This is a genomic window from Thermobifida alba (assembly GCF_023208015.1).
GTDB classification, from domain to species: Bacteria; Actinomycetota; Actinomycetes; order Streptosporangiales; family Streptosporangiaceae; genus Thermobifida; species Thermobifida alba.
Genome location: NZ_CP051627.1, coordinates 1,881,853 through 1,904,828, shown reverse-complemented (window position 1 = coordinate 1,904,828; position 22,976 = coordinate 1,881,853). Strand labels below are relative to the sequence as shown.

At 73.6% G+C, this 22,976-nt stretch carries 20 protein-coding genes and 1 pseudogene; 10 read left to right on the top strand and 11 right to left on the bottom strand.

Annotated features, from left to right (window positions below):
* Positions 1-15: 15 nt before the first annotated feature.
* Entirely contained in the window at positions 16-825 is an 810-nt protein-coding gene (locus FOF52_RS08395; RefSeq protein ID WP_248593264.1) for a glycerophosphodiester phosphodiesterase family protein, read from the bottom strand.
* A gap of 187 nt (positions 826-1,012) precedes the next feature.
* Between FOF52_RS08395 and FOF52_RS08390 the strand changes: the two genes are divergently transcribed.
* The 3 genes from FOF52_RS08390 (at position 1,013) to FOF52_RS08380 (ending at position 4,325) form a co-directional block, all read left to right on the top strand.
* Positions 1,013-1,399 (top strand): Rv3235 family protein, encoded by a 387-nt coding sequence (locus FOF52_RS08390; RefSeq protein ID WP_248593263.1) that lies wholly within the window; start codon positions 1,013-1,015, stop codon positions 1,397-1,399.
* 113 nt (positions 1,400-1,512) lie between these two features.
* Positions 1,513-3,294: a serine/threonine protein kinase gene (locus tag FOF52_RS08385; protein WP_248593262.1), complete on the top strand. Its 1,782-nt coding sequence runs from the start codon at positions 1,513-1,515 to the stop codon at positions 3,292-3,294.
* 185 nt (positions 3,295-3,479) lie between these two features.
* Positions 3,480-4,325, top strand: a complete 846-nt coding sequence (locus FOF52_RS08380) for a DUF817 domain-containing protein (RefSeq protein WP_248593261.1) — start codon at positions 3,480-3,482, stop codon at positions 4,323-4,325.
* On the opposite strand, the gene FOF52_RS08375 is transcribed toward FOF52_RS08380, so the two are convergent.
* Positions 4,313-5,293: a helix-turn-helix transcriptional regulator gene (locus tag FOF52_RS08375; RefSeq protein WP_248593260.1), complete on the bottom strand. Its 981-nt coding sequence runs from the start codon at positions 5,291-5,293 to the stop codon at positions 4,313-4,315. The two genes, FOF52_RS08380 and FOF52_RS08375, sit on opposite strands and share 13 nt — an antisense overlap.
* A gap of 197 nt (positions 5,294-5,490) precedes the next feature.
* Between FOF52_RS08375 and FOF52_RS08370 the strand changes: the two genes are divergently transcribed.
* The 3 genes from FOF52_RS08370 to recD2 all read left to right on the top strand — a co-directional run bounded on the left by FOF52_RS08370 (position 5,491) and on the right by recD2 (position 9,431).
* Positions 5,491-6,699, top strand: coding sequence for a zinc-dependent alcohol dehydrogenase (locus FOF52_RS08370; RefSeq protein ID WP_248593259.1), 1,209 nt, complete (start codon positions 5,491-5,493; stop codon positions 6,697-6,699).
* Between the two features lie 34 nt (positions 6,700-6,733).
* Positions 6,734-7,084 (top strand): DUF8129 domain-containing protein, encoded by a 351-nt coding sequence (locus FOF52_RS08365; protein ID WP_248593258.1) that lies wholly within the window; start codon positions 6,734-6,736, stop codon positions 7,082-7,084.
* Between the two features lie 136 nt (positions 7,085-7,220).
* Complete coding sequence (recD2, locus tag FOF52_RS08360; RefSeq protein WP_248593257.1) at positions 7,221-9,431, top strand: SF1B family DNA helicase RecD2; 2,211 nt, start codon at positions 7,221-7,223, stop codon at positions 9,429-9,431.
* Here the strand turns inward: recD2 and FOF52_RS08355 are convergent, their stop codons facing one another.
* The 5 genes and pseudogenes from FOF52_RS08355 to FOF52_RS08335 form a co-directional block, all read right to left on the bottom strand.
* Positions 9,432-11,198 carry an ATP-binding SpoIIE family protein phosphatase gene (locus tag FOF52_RS08355; RefSeq protein ID WP_248593256.1) on the bottom strand — a complete coding sequence of 589 codons (1,767 nt, stop codon included), beginning with the start codon at positions 11,196-11,198 and terminating at the stop codon, positions 9,432-9,434. It lies immediately after the preceding gene.
* Positions 11,199-11,324: 126 nt separating this feature from the next.
* Positions 11,325-11,993: a class I SAM-dependent DNA methyltransferase gene (locus tag FOF52_RS08350; protein WP_248593255.1), complete on the bottom strand. Its 669-nt coding sequence runs from the start codon at positions 11,991-11,993 to the stop codon at positions 11,325-11,327.
* Positions 11,994-12,231: 238 nt separating this feature from the next.
* A complete protein-coding gene (ggh, locus tag FOF52_RS08345) occupies positions 12,232-13,611 on the bottom strand; it encodes a glucosylglycerate hydrolase (RefSeq protein WP_248593254.1) in 1,380 nt (459 codons plus the stop codon).
* 484 nt (positions 13,612-14,095) lie between these two features.
* Positions 14,096-14,527: a hypothetical protein gene (locus FOF52_RS08340; RefSeq protein WP_248593990.1), complete on the bottom strand. Its 432-nt coding sequence runs from the start codon at positions 14,525-14,527 to the stop codon at positions 14,096-14,098.
* A 193-nt stretch (positions 14,528-14,720) separates the two neighbouring features.
* A pseudogene (locus FOF52_RS08335) lies at positions 14,721-14,771 on the bottom strand (hypothetical protein); the annotation flags it as partial.
* 136 nt (positions 14,772-14,907) lie between these two features.
* On the opposite strand from FOF52_RS08335, the gene FOF52_RS08330 reads away from it, so the two are divergent.
* The 4 genes from FOF52_RS08330 (at position 14,908) to FOF52_RS08315 (ending at position 19,244) form a co-directional block, all read left to right on the top strand.
* Positions 14,908-15,285: an MFS transporter gene (locus FOF52_RS08330; protein WP_248593253.1), complete on the top strand. Its 378-nt coding sequence runs from the start codon at positions 14,908-14,910 to the stop codon at positions 15,283-15,285.
* 1,021 nt (positions 15,286-16,306) lie between these two features.
* Positions 16,307-17,440 (top strand): FecCD family ABC transporter permease, encoded by a 1,134-nt coding sequence (locus tag FOF52_RS08325; protein ID WP_425265534.1) that lies wholly within the window; start codon positions 16,307-16,309, stop codon positions 17,438-17,440.
* A complete protein-coding gene (locus tag FOF52_RS08320; RefSeq protein WP_248593252.1) occupies positions 17,440-18,231 on the top strand; it encodes an ABC transporter ATP-binding protein in 792 nt (263 codons plus the stop codon). The genes FOF52_RS08325 and FOF52_RS08320 overlap by 1 nt, the downstream gene beginning before the upstream one ends.
* Positions 18,228-19,244 carry an ABC transporter substrate-binding protein gene (locus FOF52_RS08315; protein WP_248593251.1) on the top strand — a complete coding sequence of 339 codons (1,017 nt, stop codon included), beginning with the start codon at positions 18,228-18,230 and terminating at the stop codon, positions 19,242-19,244. Before FOF52_RS08320 ends, FOF52_RS08315 begins: the two co-directional genes overlap by 4 nt.
* Before the next feature lie 45 nt (positions 19,245-19,289).
* Here the strand turns inward: FOF52_RS08315 and FOF52_RS08310 are convergent, their stop codons facing one another.
* Genes FOF52_RS08310 through FOF52_RS08295 form a run of 4 tightly spaced genes read right to left on the bottom strand, consistent with a single transcriptional unit; the run spans position 19,290 to position 22,783 of the window.
* On the bottom strand, positions 19,290-20,342 hold the full coding sequence (locus FOF52_RS08310) for a pyridoxal-phosphate dependent enzyme (protein WP_248593250.1): 1,053 nt from the start codon (positions 20,340-20,342) through the stop codon (positions 19,290-19,292).
* On the bottom strand, positions 20,263-21,264 hold the full coding sequence (locus FOF52_RS08305; RefSeq protein WP_248593249.1) for a GHMP family kinase ATP-binding protein: 1,002 nt from the start codon (positions 21,262-21,264) through the stop codon (positions 20,263-20,265). Before FOF52_RS08305 ends, FOF52_RS08310 begins: the two co-directional genes overlap by 80 nt.
* Complete coding sequence (locus FOF52_RS08300; protein WP_248593790.1) at positions 21,261-22,049, bottom strand: Rossmann-like domain-containing protein; 789 nt, start codon at positions 22,047-22,049, stop codon at positions 21,261-21,263. Before FOF52_RS08300 ends, FOF52_RS08305 begins: the two co-directional genes overlap by 4 nt.
* 14 nt (positions 22,050-22,063) lie before the next feature.
* Positions 22,064-22,783 carry a class I SAM-dependent methyltransferase gene (locus FOF52_RS08295; protein WP_248593248.1) on the bottom strand — a complete coding sequence of 240 codons (720 nt, stop codon included), beginning with the start codon at positions 22,781-22,783 and terminating at the stop codon, positions 22,064-22,066.
* Between the last annotated feature and the right edge of the window lie 193 nt (positions 22,784-22,976).

Here is a 22,976-nt window from a genome sequence, read left to right as displayed (position 1 = left end):
CGGGGAGGTGGGCTGCTACTGCGGGAAGGAGGTGGGGGAGGCGGGCCACAGCCCCCGGTCGGCCAGGACGCGGCGCAGGGCGGCCACGTCGTCGGTGACGATGCCGTCCACCCCCACGTCCAGCAGGCGTTCCATCAGCGCGGGGTCGTTGACGGTCCACACGTGCACCTGCAGGCCCAGACGGTGCGCGGCCGCCACCAGGTCCCGGGAGACCAGGGGGAACCCCCGGTGCCGCAACGGGATCTGCACGCAGGAGACGTCGCGGCGGGCCAGCGGCAGCAGCAGCGGGACGAGGGAGGCGGCCCGCAGCCGCAGCACGTCCACCGGACCGCTGGACAGGGCCACCGGGCGGTCGAAGGTGCGGCGTACCCGTTCCAGGCGGGCCTGGCTGAAGGAGCCGACACACACCCGGTGCCAGGCGTTGGTGCGGCGCAGCACCCGGCGCAGCGGCTCGACCGCGGAGTCGTCCTTGACGTCGATGTTGAAACGCGCCTCGGGCAGCGAACCCAGCAGGTCCTCCAGCAGCGGTATCGGCTCGCTGCCGCCGACCCGGGCCCGGGCCACCTGCGCGTAGGGCAGCTCGGCGACGGTGCCCGTGCGGTCGGTGACGCGGTCCAGGACAGGGTCGTGGAAGGCCAGCAGCACCCCGTCGGCGGTGGCGCGCGCGTCCGTCTCCAGATAGCGGTAGCCCAGGCGCACCGCGTGCTCGAAGGCCAGCGCGGTGTTCTCCAGGTCGGTGCGGACCCGCCCGCTCGGATCGGTGGGCCAGCCGCCCCGGTGGGCCAGGCCGATGGGGACGGGGGAAGCGAGATAGGCGTCACTCACCCGACCAGTATGACGAGGCCGGGATAACGGCGGGGGTACGGAAGAGGACAGATCGGGAAGCGGTGGCCGCCGCGGCCGGGCCGCAGGAGCGGGAAAACCAGATTCGGATGGTCGAACGGGGCGGGTGGCGACTCTGGAACAGATGACGGATCCCCCTGAGATCCGGTGCCGATCCGAAGGAGGCGTTATGACGATCACCGCGGACGACCACCGCCACGGGCGCCGGAAACGGCGCGTCCCCGCCTGTCCCGCCCGCCGCCGTGTCCGCCCCGAGCGGGACCTGCCGCGCTTCACCCAGCTCGTCGCCGAGGTGCTGGCCGGCCAGCGCGACCCCGAACAGCTGCGCCCGTGGCTGTCGGAGGGCGCCCACCGGAGCCTGCTGCTGCGGGCCGGCTGCTACGCGACGCGGCAGCGGCCCCGGCTGCGCGCGGTGTGGCTGGACGGCTCCCAACCGGGGGTCGCGGAGGTGAGCGGCGTCGTCGGCTACGGTGAGCGGCACCGCGCGCTGGCGCTGCGGGTGGTCTACGCCGAATACCGTTGGTTGTGCACGCACATCGAGACCGACGTGCGGTAGGGCCGTGCGGGGCGGGTCCGGGCACGGCCGCCGCGGCGGTGTCCGCCGGCGGGGGCCGCGCCCGGACCCGCCCGGAGCAGGCCGCCGGTTTCGTTACTATCGCAGACGTTGGGATGGCACGGCGCACAGCGGAGGTCAACGTGGGCCCCTTGGAGAACGGCGATCCGGAACGGATCGGCCGCTATCGGCTGATCGGACGACTGGGCGCCGGAGGCATGGGCCAGGTGTACTTCGGCCGCTCTGCGGCCGGCAGGCCGGTGGCCGTCAAGCGGATCCACCCGCACATGGCCGCCGACCAGTCGTTCCGGGAGCGGTTCGCCCGCGAGGTCACCGCGGCCCGCCGGGTCAGCGGCGCGTTCACCGCCCCGGTGATCGACGCCGACCCCGACGGCGAGGTGCCGTGGCTGGTCACCTCCTACGTCCCGTCGCTGCCGCTGGACCAGGCGGTGCGCGACCACGGCCCGCTGCCGGAGCCGAGCCTGCGGGTGCTGGCCGCGAGCCTGGCCGAGGCGCTCACCGAGATCCACCGGGTGGGGTTGATCCACCGCGACCTCAAGCCCGGCAACGTGCTGCTGGCCGAGGACGGGCCGCGGGTCATCGACTTCGGGATCGCCCGCGCCACCGAGGGCACCGCCGCCACCCAGTCGATCATCGGGACCCCCGGGTTCATGTCGCCCGAGCAGATCCAGGGCGCCCCGCTCACCCCCAAGAGCGACATGTTCGCCTACGGGGCGGTGCTGGTGTACGCGGCCGGCGGGGTCGGGCCGTTCGGCGAGGGCGCGATGCCCACCATGGTCATGCGGGTCCTGCAGCACGAACCGGACCTGTCGTCGGTGCCGGCGACGCTGCGCGGACTGGTGGCGGCCTGCCTGGCCAAGGACGAGCGGAACCGTCCGGGGCCCGGCGAGGTGCTGGACGCGCTCGGGGACGTGCCCGCGGGATCCTCCTGGCTGCCGCCGGTGTTCATGCGCGGCATCCAGGAGCGGGTCGCCCAGGTCAACGCGGCGCTGAGCGGGGCGTCGCCCACCGCCGACGGCGGCGCGACCGCCGTGCTGGGATCGCAGAGCGCCGGATACTCCGCGACGGAGGTGCTGGGCGACGACCAGCCCACCCGGGCCGTCCCCCACGGCGACGGCGTCGACCCGCAGCAGCGCACCTCGGTGCTGGGAGCGGCCCCCGGACCGGTCGACGGGCTGCCGCCGACCGCCGTCCACGGCCAGCAGACCGGGGCGCAGACCCCGCCCACCGCTGTCTACGGACAGGGCCACCAGGCGCCGCCGACCGCGGCGATGCCGCCCGCGACCCCGCCGTCCCGCGACGACGCCTACGCCGACCTGTACCGCGGCTCCCCCGCCGACGAGCAGCGCCGCCGCGAACGCGAGGAACTGCGCCGCCGCGAAGCACTGATGCGCCAGCAGGAGGAGGAGCGCCGCCGCGCCGAGGAACTGGAGCGGCAGCGCTACGAGGAGCAGCGCCGCCGCGAAGCCGAACTGGCCCACCGGGAACGGCTGCGCGCCGAACGCGAGTACGCCCGCCGCGCCCACCGCCCCTCCCGGGTCGCCGACCAGCCGAGCCTGTGGAGCTTCGTGAAACTGCTCCCGCTGCTGATCATCCCGATCATCCAGATCCCGCTGGGCTGGGGCGCCTCGATCGCCTGGGAGTGGTTCGCCACCACCGAGTTCTACACCGGCAACGGCTGGTACTACCCGGGACTGCTGACCATGGACGGGTTCTTCCAGGCGCTGTACCTCGGCTACTTCCTGCTCAACAACGTCGTGTCGGCGGAGTACCTGGTCCGCTGCCTGCGCACGGGCTTCGTGACCGGAGTGATGCTGGCCGCGGCCGCCATCCTGGGCACCAACTGCGCACTGTGGTACTTCGGGTTCTTCGGCTGACCGGGCAGCCCCCGCCCCCGGAGCGGGGCCGACCGCCGCCGGCCACCGCCCGCCGCGCGCGGAGGGCAGCCCCCGCCCCCGGAGCGGGGCCGCGCACTGGCCGCAACAGGCCAGAACCCCGGTGCGGGAGGACCGCTCCGCTAGGGTGCTGCCCCGACGCTGCCCGACACGGCGGAGGAGGCCCGGTGGCACCACGGTGGCAACCGCTGGAGACGGTGCTGGAGCGGGTCGAGGCACGCGGCCGGGCCGGACGGCTCCTCGCGCAGTTCACCCGTTTCGGCCTGGCCCAGGCGGGGGCGTGCGCGTTCGCGGGATGCGTCTTCCTCGGACTGGGCCTGTCCACGGTGCTGCCGCTGCCGCTCGCTCGCTACGACGCACTGCTGGTCTATCTGGCCGCGGTGACCGCCGTGTTCTGGGCACTGCGCCTGGAAAGCGGCCGGGAACTGCTGGCGATCCTCGGCTTCCACGCGGTCGGGCTCGCCTTCGAACTGTTCAAGGTGCAGATGGGCTCCTGGGCCTACCCCGAGCCCGCCCTCACCAAGATCGGCGGTGTCCCGCTGTACAGCGGGTTCATGTACGCGGCGGTCGGCAGCTACGTGACCCGCGCCTGGCGGCTGCTCGACCTGCGGCTCACCGGCTACCGGCGTGCCGCGACAGCGGTCGTGGCCGCCGTCGTCTACCTCAACTTCTTCGCCCACCACTGGCTGCCGGACCTGCGCGCCCTGCTCGCGGTGGCGGTGCTCGCGGTGACCTGGGGCACGTGGGTGTACTTCACGGTGGGACGGACCCGCTACCGGATGCCGCTGGCGCTGTCGTTCGTGCTCATCGGGTTCTTCCTGTGGCTCGCCGAGAACCTCGCCACCCTGCTGGGCGCCTGGCGCTACCCCGACCAGGCCGAGACCTGGACGATGGTCTCACTCAGCAAGTTCGGCTCCTGGACGCTGCTGGTGACCGTGTCGTTCGTGCTGGTGGTCGCCTGGAAACGACGGCACGCGCTGGTCGAGGACGCCCCGGCCGGTCAGTCCGCGTAGCGGCGGACCGTGGCGCGCGCCTGCGCCAGCACCCCCTCCCGCAACTCCACCGGCTCCACCACCTCGGCGTCGGGGCCGCACTGGATGAACTGCGCCACGGCCTGCTCCACGGACTCGAACGGGACGTGCGCGCACAGCCGGCCGTCGGGCTGCGGCTCGGCCGCCTCCAACGCCCCGTGCAGCACCGGCGGCAGCACGACACGCAGCAGGTCCCGGCCCCTGGGAGTGAGCAGCACCCGCGCGGTACCCGTGTAGCGGCTCGCCTCGAACTCGCGGGACCACCGCTCCCAGTAGGCGGCCAGGTCGAAACCGTCGGGACGGGCGAAGCGCTCCCCGGTGTCGGTGAGCCCGTCCACCCGCGCGGCGCGGAAAGTGCGGGGCTCGCACCCGGGGGCGGCGGGATACGGCAGGGCCACGAAGTACCACAGCCCGCTCTTGAGGACCACGCCCAGCGGAGCGAGGACCCGGTCCACCGGTTCGGAGCGCCACCTGCGGTAGCGGACCTCGACGACGCGCTGCTCCCACACCGCCGAGGCGATCGCGGCCAGGTGCGGGACCCGGTCGGGCTCGCGGAACCAGGCGGGCGCGTCCAGGTGGAACCGGTCCCGGACCCGCTGGGCGCGTTCCCGCACCCCCTCGGGCAGGGCCGCCAGGATCTTGCGGTGGGCGGCGGCCATCTCCGCGCCCAGCCCCAGCTCCGCGGCGGCCTGCGGCACCGTGGCCAGGAACACCGAGTCGGCCTCGCCGCCGCTGAGCCCGGTGAGCCGGGTGCGGTAGCCGTCCACCAGCCGATAGCCGCCGCCCGCCCCGCGCTCGGCGTAGACGGGGATGCCCGCGGCGCTGAGCGACTCCACGTCACGGTAGACGGTGCGTTCGGAGACCTCCAGTTCGGCGGCGAGCTGGGCGGCCGTCAACCGGCCGCGGTTCTGCAGCAGCAGGAGCAGGGAGAGCAGGCGACTGGCGCGCATACCCCCATTCTTCCGCCCCCTACGACCGGTGCGGCACCACGCCGGGCCCGTTTTCTCCCTGACCGGGGGTTGGAAGCGGCGGCCTCGGATAGAGGGCCCACGCGTCCTGAGACCCGCGACAAGACCACAGCGCAGGACGCGCCTGACGCGGGGCCGCGCCGCCGAGCGGTTCCGCGCCGACGCGAGGAGGAGGCGACATGAGAGCCGTGGTGTGGCACGGAGTGGGGGACATCCGGGTGGAGGACGTCGCTGAACCGACCATCCAGGACCCCCAGGACGCGATCGTCCAGATCACCACCAGCGCGATCTGCGGCACCGACCTGCACCTGCTGCGCGGCACGATGCCGGGCATGGAACCGGGCACGATCATGGGCCACGAGGGGGTGGGGGTGGTCACCGAGGTCGGCCCCGGGGTACGCAACTTCCGCCCCGGCGACCGGGTGGTGGTCCCCTCCACGATCGGCTGCGGGGTGTGCAGCTACTGCCGCGCCGGCTACTTCGCCCAGTGCGACAACGCCAACCCGGGCGGCCGCCGCGCCGGAACAGCGTTCTTCGGCGGCCCCCGGTCGACGGGCGCCTTCCAGGGGATGCAGGCCGAACGCGTCCGGGTGCCCTACGCCAACGTGGGCCTGGTGGGGCTGCCCGACCGGGTCAGCGACGAGGAGGGCATCCTGCTGTCCGACATGTTCCCCACCGGCTGGTTCGGCGCCCGACTCGCCGAGATCACCAGCGGCGACACCGTGGCGGTCTTCGGCTGCGGACCGGTGGGCCTGTTCACGATCCTGAGCGCCTGGCAGCAGGGCGCGGGCCGCGTGCTGGCCGTCGACGGAGTGCCCAGCCGCCTGGAGCAGGCACGCAGCCTGCACGCCGAGGTCATCGACTACAACTCCGAGGACCCGGTGGCCACCCTGGTGGAACTGACCGGCGGCATCGGCCCCGACCGGGTGATCGACGCGGTGGGCGTGGACGCGCAGCAGCCCGACCGCGGCACCGCGGCCGCCTCCGAGACCGACGTGCACCGCCTGGAGAAGGAGCACGCGGCCACGGTGCCCAGCGCCCGCACCGGCGACGAGCAGACCGTCGGCGGCGGGGGAGCCCAGGCCCTGCGGTGGGCCGTGGACGCGGTGGCCAAGGCCGGGACGGTGGCGGTCGTCGGGAACTACCCGCCGAACGCCGACGCCTTCCCGATCGGCATGGCCGTGACCAAGAACCTGACCCTCAACGCGGGCAGCTGCAACCACCGCAAGTACATCCCCACGCTGCTGGACATGGTCGCCTCACAGCAGATCGACATCACCTCGGTGCTCACCCAGGAGGAGCCCATCACCGGCGACGTCCTGCGCGCCTACGAGGCGTTCGACCGGCACGAGCCGGGCTGGACCAAGGTGGCGCTCACCACCGTGTGACCCCGGCGGGCCGCACCGACGACGAGGAGGACCGATGGCGCGAGTCCACCGCGACACCCTGGCCATCCCCGACTACGAGCACCTGCCGCTGGACACCCTGCAGTACCGCATCCGCTCACTGACCCGGGAACAGGTGCGCGAACTCATCGCCTACGAGGAGGCGCACGCCCAACGCGCCCGGGTACTGGAGCTGATGCACCAGCGGATCAGGGAACTGGAGGAGAGGGCGCGGTCCTCACCGGGACGGCGGGCGGCCGCCCCCGAGACACCTCCGCCCGCGGCGGGCGACTCCCCGGCGAACACCGCGGGCGGAGGCAGCGCCGACGTTCCGCCACCCGCCCGGCCCTCCCGGCCGGGCGGGACCGGCACCGGCCGGCGGACCTGACCCCCGGGGAAGGACCGCACGCCCCGGACGCGGCCCGCGCCCGGGGCGCCGCGCCCCGCCACGGCGGACGTCACCGGAGTTGGGTACGGTCGGCGGTGTCCCCGCTGTCCGCCCACACCGCCCGGGAGGTGCCCCGATGGCGTCCGGTGAACCGTTCCGCCCGTCGGTCCTGGAAGGGGTGCTGGAACGCATCACCTACGTCAACGAGGAGACCGGCTACACCGTGGCCCGCATCGACACCGGGCGCGGCGCGGACCTGGTGACCGTGGTCGGCGCCCTGCTGGGCGCCCACCCCGGCGAGTCGCTGCGCATGGAGGGCCGCTGGACCTCCCACCCCCAGTACGGACGGCAGTTCCAGGTGGAGAACTACACCACGGTGCTGCCCGCCACCGTGCAGGGCATCCGCCGCTACCTGGGCTCCGGACTGGTCAAGGGCGTGGGGCCGCGGCTGGCCGAACACATCGTCAACCACTTCGGCGACAAGGCGCTCGACGTCATCGAACACACCCCCGAACGGCTCATGGAGGTGCCCCGGCTCGGCCCCAAACGCACCAAGATCATCACCGAGGCCTGGGAGGAGCAGAAGGCCATCAAGGAGGTGATGGTGTTCCTGCAGACCGTCCGGGTCTCCACCTCCCTGGCGGTGCGCATCTACAAGAAGTACGGCGACGACTCGATCCGGGTGGTGCGCGAGGAACCCTACTCGCTGGCCGCCGACGTGTGGGGCATCGGCTTCAAGACCGCCGACGCCATCGCCCAGGCGGTCGGCATCCCCCACGACAGCCCGCAGCGGGTCAAGGCCGGCATCCAGTTCACCCTGTCGGAATCCACCGGCGACGGCCACTGCTACCTGCCGGAGGAGACGCTCATCAACGAGGCGGTCAAGATCCTCCAGGTGGACTCGGCCCTGGTCATCGACTGCCTGGCCGAACTCGTCGCCGAGGAGGGGGTGGTACGCGAGAAGCTGCCCGACCGCGACGGCGAGACCGTGATGGGCGTCTACCTGGTCCCCTTCCACCGCGCCGAGACCTCGCTGGCCGCCCAACTGCGCACACTGCTCAACGCCGAACAGGACCGGTTGGCCGCCTTCGCCGACGTGGACTGGGAGCGGGCACTGTCCTGGCTGCACAGCCGCACCGGCACCGAACTGGCCCCGGAACAGGAAAAAGCGGTCAAACTCGCGCTGACCAGCAAGGTCGCGGTCCTCACCGGCGGACCCGGCTGCGGCAAGTCCTTCACCGTGGCGTCCATCATCGCCCTGGCCGCCGCCAAACGCGCCAGGATCGTGCTGGCCGCCCCCACCGGACGCGCCGCCAAACGCCTCACCGAACTCACCGGACACGAGGCGTCCACCGTGCACCGGCTGCTGGAGCTCAAACCCGGCGGCGACGCCTCCTACGACCGCGACAACCCCCTCGACTGCGACCTGCTCGTCGTCGACGAGGCATCCATGCTCGACCTGCTGCTCGCCAACAAACTGGCCAAGGCCGTCCCACCCGGCGCGCACCTGCTCCTCGTCGGCGACGTCGACCAGCTGCCGTCGGTGGGCGCCGGACAGGTCCTGCGCGACCTGCTGGCGGAGGACTCGCCCGTACCCAGCGTCCGCCTCACCCAGGTGTTCCGCCAGGCCGCCCAGTCCGGTGTGGTCACCAACGCGCACCGCGTCAACACCGGACGCCCCATCCACCTGGACGGCATGTCCGACTTCTTCCTCTTCCCCTGCGAGGACGCCGAGGCCGCCGCCGAACTGACCGTGGACGTCGTCGCCCGCCGCATCCCGCGGCGCTTCGGCCTGGACCCGCGCCGCGACGTCCAGGTACTCGCCCCCATGCACCGCGGCCCGGCAGGCGCGGGCAACCTCAACACGCTCCTGCAGGAGGCGCTCACCCCGGCCCGCCCGGGGACGGCCGAACGACGCGTGGGCGGCCGGGTCTTCCGGGTCGGCGACAAGGTCGTGCAGATCCGCAACAACTACGACAAGGGCGCCAACGGGGTGTTCAACGGCACCCTCGGCAACGTCACCGCCATCGACCCGGTCGAACAGACACTGACGGTCGTCACCGACGAGAACGAGGAGGTCGACTACGACTTCGCGGAACTCGACGAGCTGACCCACGCCTACGCGTTGACCGTGCACCGCTCCCAGGGCAGCGAGTACCCGTGCGTGGTGGTGCCGGTGACCACCAGCGCCTGGATGATGCTGCAACGCAACCTGCTGTACACGGCCATCACCCGCGCCAAGAAACTGGTGGTCCTGGTGGGGTCGCGGCGGGCCATCGCCCAGGCGGTGCGCAACACCGCCTCCGGGCGCCGCCACACCGCACTGGACCACCGGCTGGGCCGCTGATCAGTCCTTCTCCGCGCGGGGAGCGTCAGGAGGCAGGTCCACTTCGAACCAGACCACCTTCCCGGTCGTCTTGGCGCTGGCGCCCCACCGGCGGGACAGGTGGCTGACCAGCTGCAGACCGCGTCCCCCCTCGTCGGTGGTGGACGCCTGGCGCAGCACCGGGCGGTGCTGGTCGTCGTCGGTGACCTCGCACAGCAGGATGTCGGTGCGCAGCAGCCGCAGGTCGATCGGCCGGGACGCGTAGCGCACGGCGTTGGTGATCACCTCGGTCGCCAGCAGCTCGACCAGGTCGACCAGGGAGGACAGGCCCCACTCGGTGAGCGTGGTGCGCAGCAGGCGGCGGGCCAGCGCGGGCGTGGTGGGCCGCGGCTGCAGCATCCACTGCGCGAAGTCGCGGCTGGGGATGCCGCGCAGCCGGGCCAGCAGCAGCGCCACGTCGTCCTCCTGCTCGGAGGTGCCCAACGCCTGCAGCAGCGTCTGGCACTGCTCGTCCAGGGACCGGGCGGGATCGGTGAGGTGGGCGCGCAGCTCCTCCAGCCCGGACTCCACGTCCCGGCCGCGCGTCTCCACCAGCCCGTCGGTGCACAGCACCAGCACGTCGCCGTCGGCGACGCTGAACTCGAACGACTCGAAGGCCACCCCGCCCAGGCCGATCGGCGCCCCCGTGGGCGGCCGCAGGATCTCGGTGGTGCCGTCACCGCGCAGCAGGACCGGGGGGACGTGCCCGGCGCTGGCGATCGTGCAGCGGTGGATGACCGGGTCGTAGACCGCGTACAGGCAGGTGGCCAGGTAGCCGTCGCCGAGCTGGTGGGCCAGGTCGTCCAGGTGGCGCAGCACGTGGTCGGGCGGCAGGTCCATGGCGGCCAGGGTCTGCACGGCGGTGCGGAACTGGCCCATGACCGCGGCCGACCGCAGCCCGTGCCCCATGACGTCGCCCACGACGAGCGCCACCCGGCTGCCGGGCAGCGGGATCGCGTCGAACCAGTCGCCGCCGACCTGCGCGGTGTGGCTGCTGCTGACGTACCGGTAGGCGATGTCCACGCTGGACAGGCGGGACGGCAGGGTCGGCAGCATGCTGTGCTGCAGGGAGTCGCCGACGCTGGCCCGGGCCTGGTACAGGTAGCCGTTGTCGACGCCGAGACTGGCCTGGGCGGTGAGCTGGCGCGCGGTGAGCACGTCGGTCTCGTCGAAACCGGAGCGGTGGGGATGGCGGGCCAGGACGGCGGCGCCCAGTTTCCGGCCCCGTACCATCAGCGGGATGACGAGCAGGGAGCAGCCCACCAGATCGCGGCCCGCCCCGTCGTCCAGGACGGCGGCGGTGCCGGCGTCCACGCTGGAGACGACGGGACGTCCGCCGGCCATCGCCTGGTACACCGGATGGTCGGGGCCGGGAGTCCAGGTGTCGTCCACGGGGGTCAGGGACCGCCAGCGGGAGTGGCCGTCGTGCGTGACGGAGGTCTGCCACAGGGACCGCGACGACGGGGCGGCGGGTTCGGGAGGGCCGACCTCCAGGCGGTGGGGCAGGCGCAGGGTGTCGACCAGGTGCACCGCGGCGAAGTCCGCCAGGGTCGGCACCAGCGCGTCGGCCAGCCCCCAGGCGGTCTTCTCCGGATCGAGGCTGGCGCCGATCGCCATCGTGGCGTCGTTGAGGAAACCCAGGCGTTCCCGGAGCAGGGCCCGCTGGCCGTCCGACAGCACGGCACGGCCGCCCCCTGCGGGAGTACCGGGAAGGGCATGGGAGGTGGTGCGCTGGCGTCTCGGTTCCATCGGTGTGGGTTCTCCGCGTTCGGCGAACGGGGCCTGGGACGTGCGGGTCGGGGACGGGGAAAGCGGCACAGCGTGCCCCACTAGCAAGTCTGCCCGCTTTCCACCGTTGTGACCAGGACAAACAGATCAGTCGACGCGGCGGCAGGTGAGGAAGAGCTGGACTTCCGGGTAGGCCTGGGAACTGGCGGGGGCGTAGGAGAAGGCGGTCTCGTCCTCGACGGAGAAGCCCGCGTTCTCGACCACGGCGCGCAGCTCGTCCCGCAGGTAGCCGCTCACGCGCACCTGGTTGCCGAGGAACTGGATGGGCACGTCGTCGATGTCGGCCTCGACCATCGACAGGCAGAACAGGCCGCCGGGCACCAGGGCGCGGTGGATCGCCGCCAACGCCTCGGGGATGCGTGCGCGGGGCAGGACCAGCAGGGAGAAGAAAGCGATCACGGCGTCGTAGGCCCGCTCCTCGGACAGGTCGAGGATGTCGGCGACGGCGAACTCGGCCTCGGGGACGTTGCGGCGGGCCAGTTCCACCATGGTCGGGGAGATGTCGGTGCCGGTCACCCGGAACCCGGCGTCGACGAGTTGGCGGCTGGTGGGCATCCCGGTGCCGCAGCCGAGGTCCAGCACGCGGGCGCCCTCCGGCAGACGGCCGGCGAGCCGCTGCACGCACTCGATCTGCCCCTCTTTGTGCGGGAAGGCCTCGTCGTAGTCCTGCCCGATGTTGTCGAACGCCGCCGCCAGGCTCGCCGCCCGATCCTGCCACCCCTCGACGCGGGTGCTGTCCTGTGCTTCGCCGGTCATGGTGGTTTCGCCCCTTTTGCTTTCGCCGGTTTTTCTGGCTGGCTGGACAGTACGGTTCCCGGAAATGGGATGCGATCCTATCCCGTCTGTGATCATGGGGCCACGTGCGCGGAGGAAACGGATGTCAAAGGTCCGCATAACGGGTCGACCGTTGCCATCGGGAGCACCAGCCCCGCTGCGGCCGGCGTCCGGCGGAGCACCCGGGACGCGGCGCCGGGCCGCGGACCCGGTCGGCGGGTCAGCCCTCGTAGAGCCAGTCCAGCACGACCGCGGCGGTCCAGGACTGGCTGAGACTGCCCAGCGGGGCCCCGGTGAGCGGGTGGTAGTACTCGGCGAAGGTGCCGTCGGAGGCCAGCCGCAGCGTCTCGGCGCGGATACCGGCGGCGGTGTCGTCCAGGCCGCCGCGGCGCATCGCCCAACTGAACAGCCAGCTGATGACCGGCCACTGCGGTCCCCGCCAGTACTGCTTGGGCATGAACTGGGGAGAGGAGGGGGAGACCGTGGGCGGGGTGGCGGCCACCAGGTCGGGGTGGCCCATCCAGTCGGGGCCCTCCAGGACGGCGACCATCTCCGCCTGCTGGCGCGGATCCAGCCCCCCGCACAGCAGCGGAGCGAACCCGGCGATGCTGGGAACCGACACCCACTTCCCGGCGCGCACGTCGTAGTCGCGGGCCATACCGGTGACCGGATCACGGGTGTCCAGCACCGCGGCGCGCGACCGCGCGGCCCAGTGGCGCAACAGCGCGATCTGCTCCTCGGGCTGGTTCGCCTCCTCGCCGAGTTCGGCCAGCACCTCGCAGGAGAGCACGAACAACGCGGTCAGGAACACGTCGCCGACCAGGAAGCTGCCGGTGCGCACGATCTCGTCGGCACGGTAGCCGACCCGGCGCATCTCCTCGATCAGCCAGAGGTAGCGGTCGTACTCGGCGTCGGTGGGACGCTCCCCCTCGTCGCCCACCTTGTCCAGGTCCTCGCGCACGTACGGGGGCAGGTTGCTGCCGGGCCGCACCGCCGCGTAGGCGGAGTCCCACCGGGGGGAGTTGTCCATGCCGGACTCCCAGCCGTGGGTGACCGCGATCAGGCCCGTGCCCAGCGGGTCGCGGTAGGTGGCCAGCCACCGCTGCCAGGCGAACAGCCGCGGCCAACTGGTGCGCAGCAGCGACTCGGCGCGGCGACGGTCCGCACCGGAACGCCGCCGCCCGGCGTCCACGATCTTGCGCAGCGCGATGGCGTGCACCGGCGGCTGGCAGATGCCGGAGGTGTGCGGCCGGGCGGGCGCGTGCTCGCACACCACCGCCGTCTGCCAGCGGTCGGGACCGGGAAAGTAGCCGTTCTCCTCACTGAACACGATGTGCGGGATCATGCCGTCGGCCCACTGGCCGCTCAGCAGGGTCTCCATCTCCCGGGCGGCACGGTCCACGTCCAACTGGGCCAGGCCCACCATGATGAACGCGGCGTCCCAGCTCCACATGTGCGGGTACAGGCGCGGCGAGGCCGTCACCATGACCCCGGTGTCGTTTCCCGCCAGGACCCAGGCCGCCCCCGAGGCGAGCGCGACGGTCCCCAGACGGGGGCGCTGGGGTTGGGGTGCGAACAGGCCGATGGGGCCCGTGGTCATGGAAGTCTCCAAAGGGACGAGGTGCTGCCGGGTAGAGACGGGTTCGGTCCGATGCTCGCGCCTGTTGCGGGTGCGGGAGAGGAGCAACGAGCGTGTTAATAAAATGTTACAGCCACGGTCAGGGAAGAGCCATCCTTCTGGCGAATGCCGGGCTGCCCCGAAACAGGTTTTCTGCGCGCCTTTGCGCCGACGCCCGAGCCTCGTGTGCGGACCCGTTTCCGTTATGGTTCCGCGCTTCCCGCGCGGAACCGAGCCTCCTGGTCGAATGTGTCTCGCGTCACGTCCGCCGGTAAAGTGCGGTTTGTCCGGGCGTGGGCTCCAACCGCAGGTCACCGCCGTCGCCGCGTACCACAAGCGGAGGAAAGCCGCAAAAGACGCCAGAACACCGCCACCGACAGGCCGATACCGGCACCGACCGGATCCCGTAGTTCCAGACGTCCCTTAACCGGCGGGCCGTTCGGCCCCGCACCGCCCGGCCCGCGCCTCACCGCGCCCCGTCCGACACCGCCCGACCACGCACCCCCGACGCCGCACACCCCCGCCCGACGGGCACCGCAGGAGAGGGCACCCGAAAGACCCGGGTCACCGGCACACCGCGGCCCCGCAGCAGGCGCACACACGCCCGCACCCGCTCGGCCAGGTCCGGCACCGCGGCGTCGAAGAGCACACCCGCCACGTTGCCGCTGTGCGCGACCTGCACCCCCGTGCCGCCGCTGCCGCGGGCCGCCTCCTCCACCGCGGGCAGCTCCGGCTTGGGCACGGCGCGCTGGTTGCGCCGGGCACTCTCGGTGGCGACCCGGCCCAGCAGCACCGGGCCGGCCTCGGCCACCGCCCGCCGCAGCAGCGCGCGCAGCTCCTCGAACGCCGCCAGGTCCGCCGCCCCGTAGCGGACGGGCGCCAGCCGCAGCGTGTCCACCGCACGCCCCCCCGCCGGTCAGACAGCCCACCACCACGCTCGCGGGCAGGGCCGCGCCGAACTCCTCCAGGACGCGCCCCTCGCGCTGCGCGAACAGCACCGGACGCTCCCCGAGCATGGTCGGGTCGGCCGCGGTCTCGGCGCGCACCGCGATCCGCGCCACCTCCCGCGCGGACAGCTCCACGGCGAAGCACGCCGCCACCGCGCGCACGGCCGCGATGACGTCACTGGTGGAAGAACCCATGCCCAGGCCCACCGGCGCGCCGCCGCGCCCGTCCACGTGCCCGCCCCGACGAAGGAGGTCCCCCTGACCCCGCGCGCCGACACCGAAGCGCAGCCCGCCTCCGCCCCGCCCGCCGCCCCGCGCCGCCGTCGTCGCCGTGTGCGCCGCCGTCCTGGCGTTGAGCGGCCCCGGGCAGACGGCCGGGATCTCGATCCTCATCGACCACCTCATCGCCGACCTCGACGTCAGCCGCTCCGCGGTCTCCACCGCCTACCTGGTCGGCACGCTCAGCGGCGCGCTGGTCCTGCCCTGGCTGGGCCGGGCGGTCGACCGGTTCGGCGTCCGCCCCGTCCTGGCGCTGGTCGCCGTGGCCTTCGGCGCGTTCTTGACCCTGCTGGCCGCGGTCCAGGAGCTGGTCGGCCTGACCGCGGCGTTCGTCGGTGTGCGCGCGATGGGCCAGGGCGGGATGGCGCTGGTGGCCACCACCGCCGTGGCCGTGGCGGTGGTCCGGGGGGCGGCGCCGCGCTGGGGGTGACCACCGCGGTGGGGACGGCCGGGATCTCGCTGGTCCCCCTGCTAGGCGAGCGGGTCGTCGCGGAGTACGGATGGCGCTGGACCGTGCTCGCCGAGGCGGCACTGGTCTGGGCGGTCGTGCTGCCCGTCGCCCTGTGGGGACTGCGCGGCGTGCGCCCCGCGCGGGAGGGGGCCGGTCGGGGCGCGGCGGGGGAGTCGCCCGAGCGGTCCACGCGGCCGCTGCGCGTCGTCGTGCGCACTTCGATGTTCTGGGTCGTCACCGGCGCGGTCGCCTGCAGCGGACTGGTGAGCACGGCGGTGTACTTCCACCAGATCGCGCTGCTGGGGGAGCGGGCTGAGCACCGCGCAGGCGGCCGTCGGCTTCCTGCCGCAGACCGTCGCCGGGCTCGCCGCGTCGTTCCTGTTCAGCGCCGCCGCCGACCGGTTCTCCCCCAGGCTGCTCCTGTTCGTCTCCATGGCGCTGCAGGCGGGGGCGCTGGCCATGCTGCCGCTGGTGTCGCCGGGGGTCACCGCGGTGCTCTACGGCGTCACGCTGGGCGCGGCCGCCTCCGGTGCCAAGGCGGTCGGGGCCGTCGCGTTCCCGCACTACTACGGCACCGGCGTGATCGGGTCGCTGCGCGGGCTGCCCCAGGCGGTGGCGGCGGCCTCCACCGCGGTGGCGCCGCTGCTGCTCTCGCTCGGCCGGGACCTGGCCGACTCCTACCTGCCCGCGGTGCTCGCCCTGGCAGTCCTGCCCGCGCTCGTCGCGCTCGCCGCGCCCTTCGCCCGGGTGCCGGTGCGCGCGACCGGGCGGGCGCGGCGCGTCCGCGCCGCCCCGCGCCCGGCCCACCGGCCCCGCACCGACGGCCCCCGTGACCTCCACGGGGCCGCCGGTGCGTCCGGGGCCCGTCGCGCTCGGAGTCGGCGCGCCTCCGTCGCAGGCCACGCCCCGCGACCGTGGTCCGTTTTGTGGGGAACCGTCCGGCAGGGTATTTTGAAAACGATATCCATTGTCGTAAGTACGCAACGGAAAGGCACCGGGAGTGCGCCACGCCAACCCCCCGCCCGGGACGCTTCCCCCCGCACCGGACCGCGACCGCGCGGACGACCCGGCCCACCGCCCCGCCCCCGGGCGCGCGACGACGGCGTGCAAGACCGCCGCCGCGGCCGCCGTCCTCACCGCCGTCCTGGCGGTCTCGGTGCTCGCGGCGATCGGACTGGGCGCGGCGGTCGTCCCGCCCGAGGACACGGCCCGCTACCTGTGGGCGGCGCTCAGCGGCGGAGCGATCGGAGCCGACGAGGTCCCGCGCTACCAGATCGTCTGGCAGATCCGCACCCCCCGCGTCCTGCTCGCCGCCGTCGTCGGCGCCGGACTCGGCGCGGCGGGCGTGGCCGTGCAGGCGATGGTCCGCAACGCGGTCGCCGACCCCTTCGTCCTCGGCGTCTCCTCCGGCGCCTCCGTGGGCGCGGTCGCCGTCACCGTCACCGGGGGACTCGCGGCCTTCGGGATCCATGCGGTCTCGGTGGGCGCCTTCCTCGGCGCGGCGGCGGCGACGCTGCTGGTCTACCTCGTCGCCCGCACGCGGACCGGGGTGGGTCCGCTGCGGCTGGTGCTGACCGGCGTCGCGATGTCCTTCGCCTTCCAGGCGCTCATGAGCGTCATCGTCTACCTCGCGCCCAACAGCGAGGCCACCGCCACGGTGCTGTTCTGGACGATGGGCGGCTTCGGGGCCGCCACCTGGGGCGCGCTGCCCGCGGTCACGGCCGTGGTCGTCGCCGGAGTGCTCGTCCTGCGCGGACTCGGCCGCCCGCTCGACGCCATGGCGCTGGGCGACGAGACCGCCGCGAGCCTGGGCGTGGACACCGACCGGCTGCGCCGGATCCTGTTCGTCCTCACCGCGGCCATGACCGGGGCGATGGTCGCCGTCAGCGGCGTGATCGGCTTCGTCGGACTGGTCGTCCCGCACGCCGTGCGCATCACCGCCGGGGCCGGGCACCGGCGCGTGCTCACCCTCGCCCCGCTGGTCGGCGCGGTCCTCATGGTCTGGGTGGACCTGGCCTCCCGGGTGCTCGCCGCGCCCCGGGAACTGCCCGTCGGCGTCCTCACCGCGCTGGTCGGCGTTCCCGTGTTCGTCGCGCTGATGCGCCGCAGGGCCTACCTGTTCGGAGGCCGGTAGTGGAACTGCGCATCGACGGGGTCTCCGTGGACGTCGCCGGCAGGCGGATCGTGCGCGAGCTGTCGCTGGACGTGCCCGAGGGTCAGGTGGTCGGCCTGGTGGGACCCAACGGCTCGGGCAAGTCGACGGTGCTGCGCTGCGTCTACCGGGCGCTGCGGCCCAGCGGGGGAGCGGTGTGGCTGGACGGCGCCGACCTGTCCTCCCTGAGGCTGCGGGAGAGCGCCCGGAAGGTGGCCGCGCTGACCCAGGAGAACGGCACCGACCTCGACTTCACGGTCGAGGAGGTCGTCGCCCTGGGCCGCACCCCCCACCAGCGCGGCAACCGGCCGCTCGACGCGCGCGAACGGCGGCTGTGCCGGTGGGCGATGGAACGCATGGACGTGGCCCACCTGGCCCGCCGCGGCGTCCTGGAGCTGTCCGGCGGGGAGCGCCAGCGGGTGCTGCTGGCCCGCGCGCTCGTCCAGGAGCCCGGGGTGCTCGTCCTGGACGAGCCCACCAACCACCTCGACGTCCGCCACCAGGTCGGCCTGCTGTCGCTGCTGCGCCGCACCGGGACCACCGTCCTGGTCGTGCTGCACGACCTCAACCTGGCCGCGGCGGCCTGCGACCGGATCGGGGTGCTCGCCGAGGGGCGCCTGGTCGCCTCGGGCACGCCCGGCGAGATCCTGACGCCCCCGCTGGTCCGCGAGGTCTTCGGAGTGGAGGCCGAGGTGGTCCCCCATCCGCTGACCGGCGCCCCGCAACTGCTCTACACGCTCCTGCCCGACGACACTGAGAAGAGGAACCCATGACCGCGACACCGGGAACGGACCGGCGCCCGCTGCGGGCGGCGCTGCTCCCCGCCGTCGGCGTCCTGCTGCTGAGCGGCTGCGGCGCCCGCATCGAGGCCGCCGACGAGGTGCGCACCGTCACCGTGCGGCGGTGCGGGGAGGAGGTCGAGTACACCACGCCGCAGCGCGCGGTCGTCTACGAGGGCGGCAGCGCCGACAAGATGTTCGTCCTGGGCCTGACCGACCACGTGCTCGGCTACGTCATGCCCCCGGCCAACCCGCCGGTCGAGGAGTCGCCGTGGGCCGAGGATTACGCCGCGGTGGAGTTCCTCAGCGACGACCTGCTCAACCGCGAGCTGGTGGTGGACGCCGAGGCCGACTTCGTCGTGGCCGGATGGAACTCCGGCTTCAGCGACCAGCGCGGCATCACCCCCGAGATCCTCGACAGGCTCGGCATCCAGAGCTTCATGCACACCGAGTCCTGCTACAACTACCCGGGCTTCCCCGAGCGGGTCGAGCCGTTCGAGGCCCTCTACACCGACCTGGAGCGCCTGGGCGCGATCTTCGGCGTGGAGGAGCGGGCCGACGAGGTCGTCGCCGACTTCCGGGAGCGGGTCGCGGCGGTGCGCGAGCAGGCACCCGAGGGCGACCCGGTCCCGGTGTTCCTCTACGACTCGGGCACCGACCAGCCCTTCACCGCCGGAAGCCAGGTGCCCCCCAACGACATCATCCGCTTCGCGGGCGGCGAGAACATCTTCGGCGACGTCGAGGAGCGGTGGTTCCAGGCGAGCTGGGAGGCGGTCGTCGAGGCGCGCCCCGAGGTGGTCATCATCCTCGACTACGGGGACCAGCCCGCCGAGGACAAGATCGAGTTCCTGAAGTCCTCGCCGGTCACGGCGGAACTGCCCGCGGTGGTCGACGACGCCTTCTTCGTCCTGGACTACAACGAGGGCATCAGCGGGCCGCGCAACATCGACGGCCTGGAGAAGTTCGCCGAGTACCTGCGCGACCTCCACGGCCAGCACGGGCAGTGAGGAGGACGGCGGGGCGGCCCCGCCCGCGCGGGACCGCCCCGCCCCCTAGGCGACCGGCGCCGCCCCGGGCACCTCGGCGGCGTCGCCGGGCCACCGCGCCGCCTCAGGAGCCGGGGCGCGGCCCCACTCCATCCGCGACCACGGCAGCGCGAGCTGGGACGGGTCGGCCGCCCGGTGGGGTGCGAGCGAGTCGACGTCGGCCGCCTCGCGGTGTCGGGCGAACACCGAGTCCACGTAGCGGTGCCCGGTGTCGGCCGCGACGAACACCACGGTCCGCTCCGGGGCGCGCCGCGACTCCCAGCGCGCGGCGAGGTAGGCGGCCCCGGCGGACAGCCCGGCGAAGACCGCGTGCCGCCGCAGCAGGTCCACGCTTCCGGCGAGGGCGGCCCCGAACCCCACCCAGTGGAGGGTGTCGTAGAGGGTGTGGTCGACGTTGCCGAAGGGGATCGAGCTGCCGATCCCGGCGATGATGATCTCGGGGTCGGCGACGTGCTCGCAGCCGAAGGTGACGCTGCCGAACGGCTGCACGCCGACGAGGACGGTGTCGGGGGCGTGCCCGCGCAGGTAGTGGGCGAGCGCCCCGGTGGACGACCCCGAGCCGACGCCGCCGACGACGGTCAGCCGGGCGCCGCCGAGCTGTTCGGCGACCATCTCGGCGACGGCGCGGTAGCCCAGGTAGTGGACGCGGTCGTGGTACTGGCGCATCCAGTGGTAGTCGGGGTGGTCGCGGAGGATCTCCTTGATCCTGCGGACCCGGCGGCTCTGGTCCAGCTTCAGGTCCGAGCACGGCTCCATCTGCTCCAGGTGCGCCCCCAGGACGGCCAGTTGGACGCGGAGCGTGTGGTCGACGGTCGTGGAGCCGACGATGTGGCAGCGCAGCCCGTACCGGTGGCAGGCCAGGGCGAGGGCGTAGGCGTAGATGCCGCTGGAGCTGTCGATCAGGGTGTCGCCGGGCCGCACGGCACCCGTGTCGCACAGGTGGCGCACCGCGGCCAGCGCCGACAGCGCCTTCATCGTCTCAAACCGCAGGCAGACGAGTCCGTTGCCGAGGTCCACCAGGTCCGGTCTGCCGATCGCCTCGGAGATGTGGTTGTCCATACTCACGCTCCGTCACACCAGAGGGGGTCCGAAAGATCCGGGTCACGGGGACGCCGCTGTCCCGCAGGCGGCGCACGCAGTCGCGCACGCGCTCGGTCAGGTCCGGGGCCGCGGCGTCGAAGAGCACACCGGCGACGTTGCCGCTGTGGGCGACCTGCACCCCGGCGCCGCCGCCGCGGCGGGCGGCCTCCTCCAGGAGGCCGAACTCGGGTTTGGGCACCACGCTCTGGTTGCGGCGGGCGCTCTCGGTGCTGACGCGGCCCAGCAGCACGGGGTCGGCGTCGGCGACCGCCCGCCGCAGCAGCGCGCGCAGCTCCTCGAAGGCGGCCAGGTCCGCCGCGCCGTAGCGGACCGCGGGCAGCGCGAGCGTGCTGACCGGGCGCCCGCCGCCGGTCAGGCAGCCCACGACGACGCAGGCGGGCAGGGCCGGACCGAGGTCCTCCAGGACGCGTCCCTCACGCTGCGCGAACAGCACCGGCCGCGCGTCCAGCATGGTCGGGTCGGCGGCGGTCTCGGCGCGCACCGCGATCCGCGCCACCTCCCGCGGGGACAGCGCCACGGCGAAACTCGCCGCGACCGCGCGGACGGTGGCGATGACGTCGCTGGTGGAGGAGCCCATACCCAGGCCGACGGGCACACCGCCGCTCAGCCCCAGCCGCCCCCCGCACGCCGCGAGCCCCGAGCGGCGGGCGCACTCGGCGACGGCCAGCCGGGCGGCCCGCGCGGCCTTGGCGCGCCCGGCGGGGGCGACCGCGATCCGGTGGGCGGGGGCGCCGGGCAGCGGGACGAACACGGCGCGGGTGACGGGCTCGGCCAGGGGGAGGGTGACCAGGCCCCGGCAGGGCCTGCCCTCCCCGTCGGCGAAGACGCCCTGGAGGATCTCTCCGTGGTGGCAGGGCGCCAGCCCGCTTCCGGGCGTCATGCCCCCTGCTCCGCCCGGTAGCGGTAGAGCACCGTGGGCTCCGCGCTGAACTGGGAGAAGGGGAAGGGTTCGGCGGACAGGGCGGTGACGCCCGAACCGAGGAACTCGCGGGCCGCGGCGGCGCCGCTCTGGGCGTAGACCACCAGCGGCGTCCCGCGGCGGCGGCAGCGGCGCAGGATCTCGTCGAAGGTGCCGTTGCCCAAGGTCATGCCGGTGGCGACGACGGCGTCGGCGGCGTCGAGGACCTCGTCCATGTCGGGGGTGACGGGGTCGCCCCACCGGGTGGCGCGCAGGTTGCGGTCGCAGGGCAGGCACTCGCCGCCGCGGTCGCGGATCGCCGCGACCAGGGGGTTGACGACGCCGATCAGGGCCACCTTCGCGCCCGGTGCGAGGTCGAGGAGTCCGGCGACGGCGGCGTCGCGGGCCAGGGCGCGCCGCTCGGGGGTGCCCGCGGGCAGCGGCACCGCCTCGGCGCGGGGGTCGTCGCGGTGGGGCAGGGACCGGGCCAGGCAGGCGTCGAGGGCGGCCAGGCGCAGCGGGAGCGGCCCGGTGCGCATCAGGTCGGCGAGGGGGCGGCCGGACGCCTCGGCGCACACGGCCGGGTCCACCTCGCCGGGTTCGAAGGCGCACGCGCCGAAGGAGCCGCCCGAGCGGACCAGGACGTAGTGGTTGAGGTAGGTGGTGTCCCCGCCGGCCAGCCGGGTTCCGTGGTGCAGCCAGAACACGCTGGTGGCGGTGTGTGCGGCCGGGGCGGGGGCCGTCTCGGCGAGCACGCGGTCGAACAGGTCGGCGACGGTGTTCACGCGTCCTCCCGGGTGAGGCGGAACAGCAGGGTCACCACGCCGTCGCCCCAGTCGTGCCGGTGGTGGACGTGCGGGGTGAAGCCGCGGTCGAGGGCGGCGTGGAGGATGCGGCGCAGGTCGGCGGTGTTGGAGACGATGACGAACACCTCCGCTCCGGGGGCCAGCAGGTCCCGGTCGGCGAGTTGGGCGAAGAACGTCTCCAGCAGTGCGGCTCCCACGCACACGTTGCGCACCACGTCGGGGTCGTCGCTGACGGGCTGGCTGACGGCGGGCGGGTTGAAGGTGACGACGTCCAGCCGGACGCCCTCGGGGAAGCCGTCGAAGAGGTCGGCGACGACGGGGACGAACCTGGTCGCGGGTCGGTCGCCGACGATGCGGGCGTAGTGGCGCGCGGCCGTGGCGACGCTGTCGGCGTGCACGTCGACAGCGTAGACCTCGCGGGCTCCGCGCAGTCCGGCGGCCACGGCCTCGACGCCCAGGCCGACCCCCATGGCGGCGTAGCGCCGGCCGCGGACGTCGATGTCGCCGTCGAGGACGCGCTGGTGGATCATCCGGCTGGTGGCGCCGGGCAGGAAGACGCCGGGCGGCACGTCGAAGGTCCAGCCGTGCCACGTGTAGGAGCGGTGGGATCCCAGGTCGCCCCTGGGCCGGTTGATCGCGACGACGCGGTCCGCGGGCAGGGGCGGGGGTAGTTGTGCGACCAGGGGGTGGTCCACGCGGGGTCCTTTCGGTGCTGCGGCCCGTGGGGCCGCGGGTCGGCGGGCGCGATGCTCCTCCGGGGCGGTCGACGGGAGACGCCGAACGCGCCGTCTGTCCGGGTTTGCCCGGAGGCGGTCACACTATAAATGAAAATCATTTTCATTCCTAGTCCCGGCGGCGAAGTCCCGTCCGTCTCGCCGGGTGGAGTTC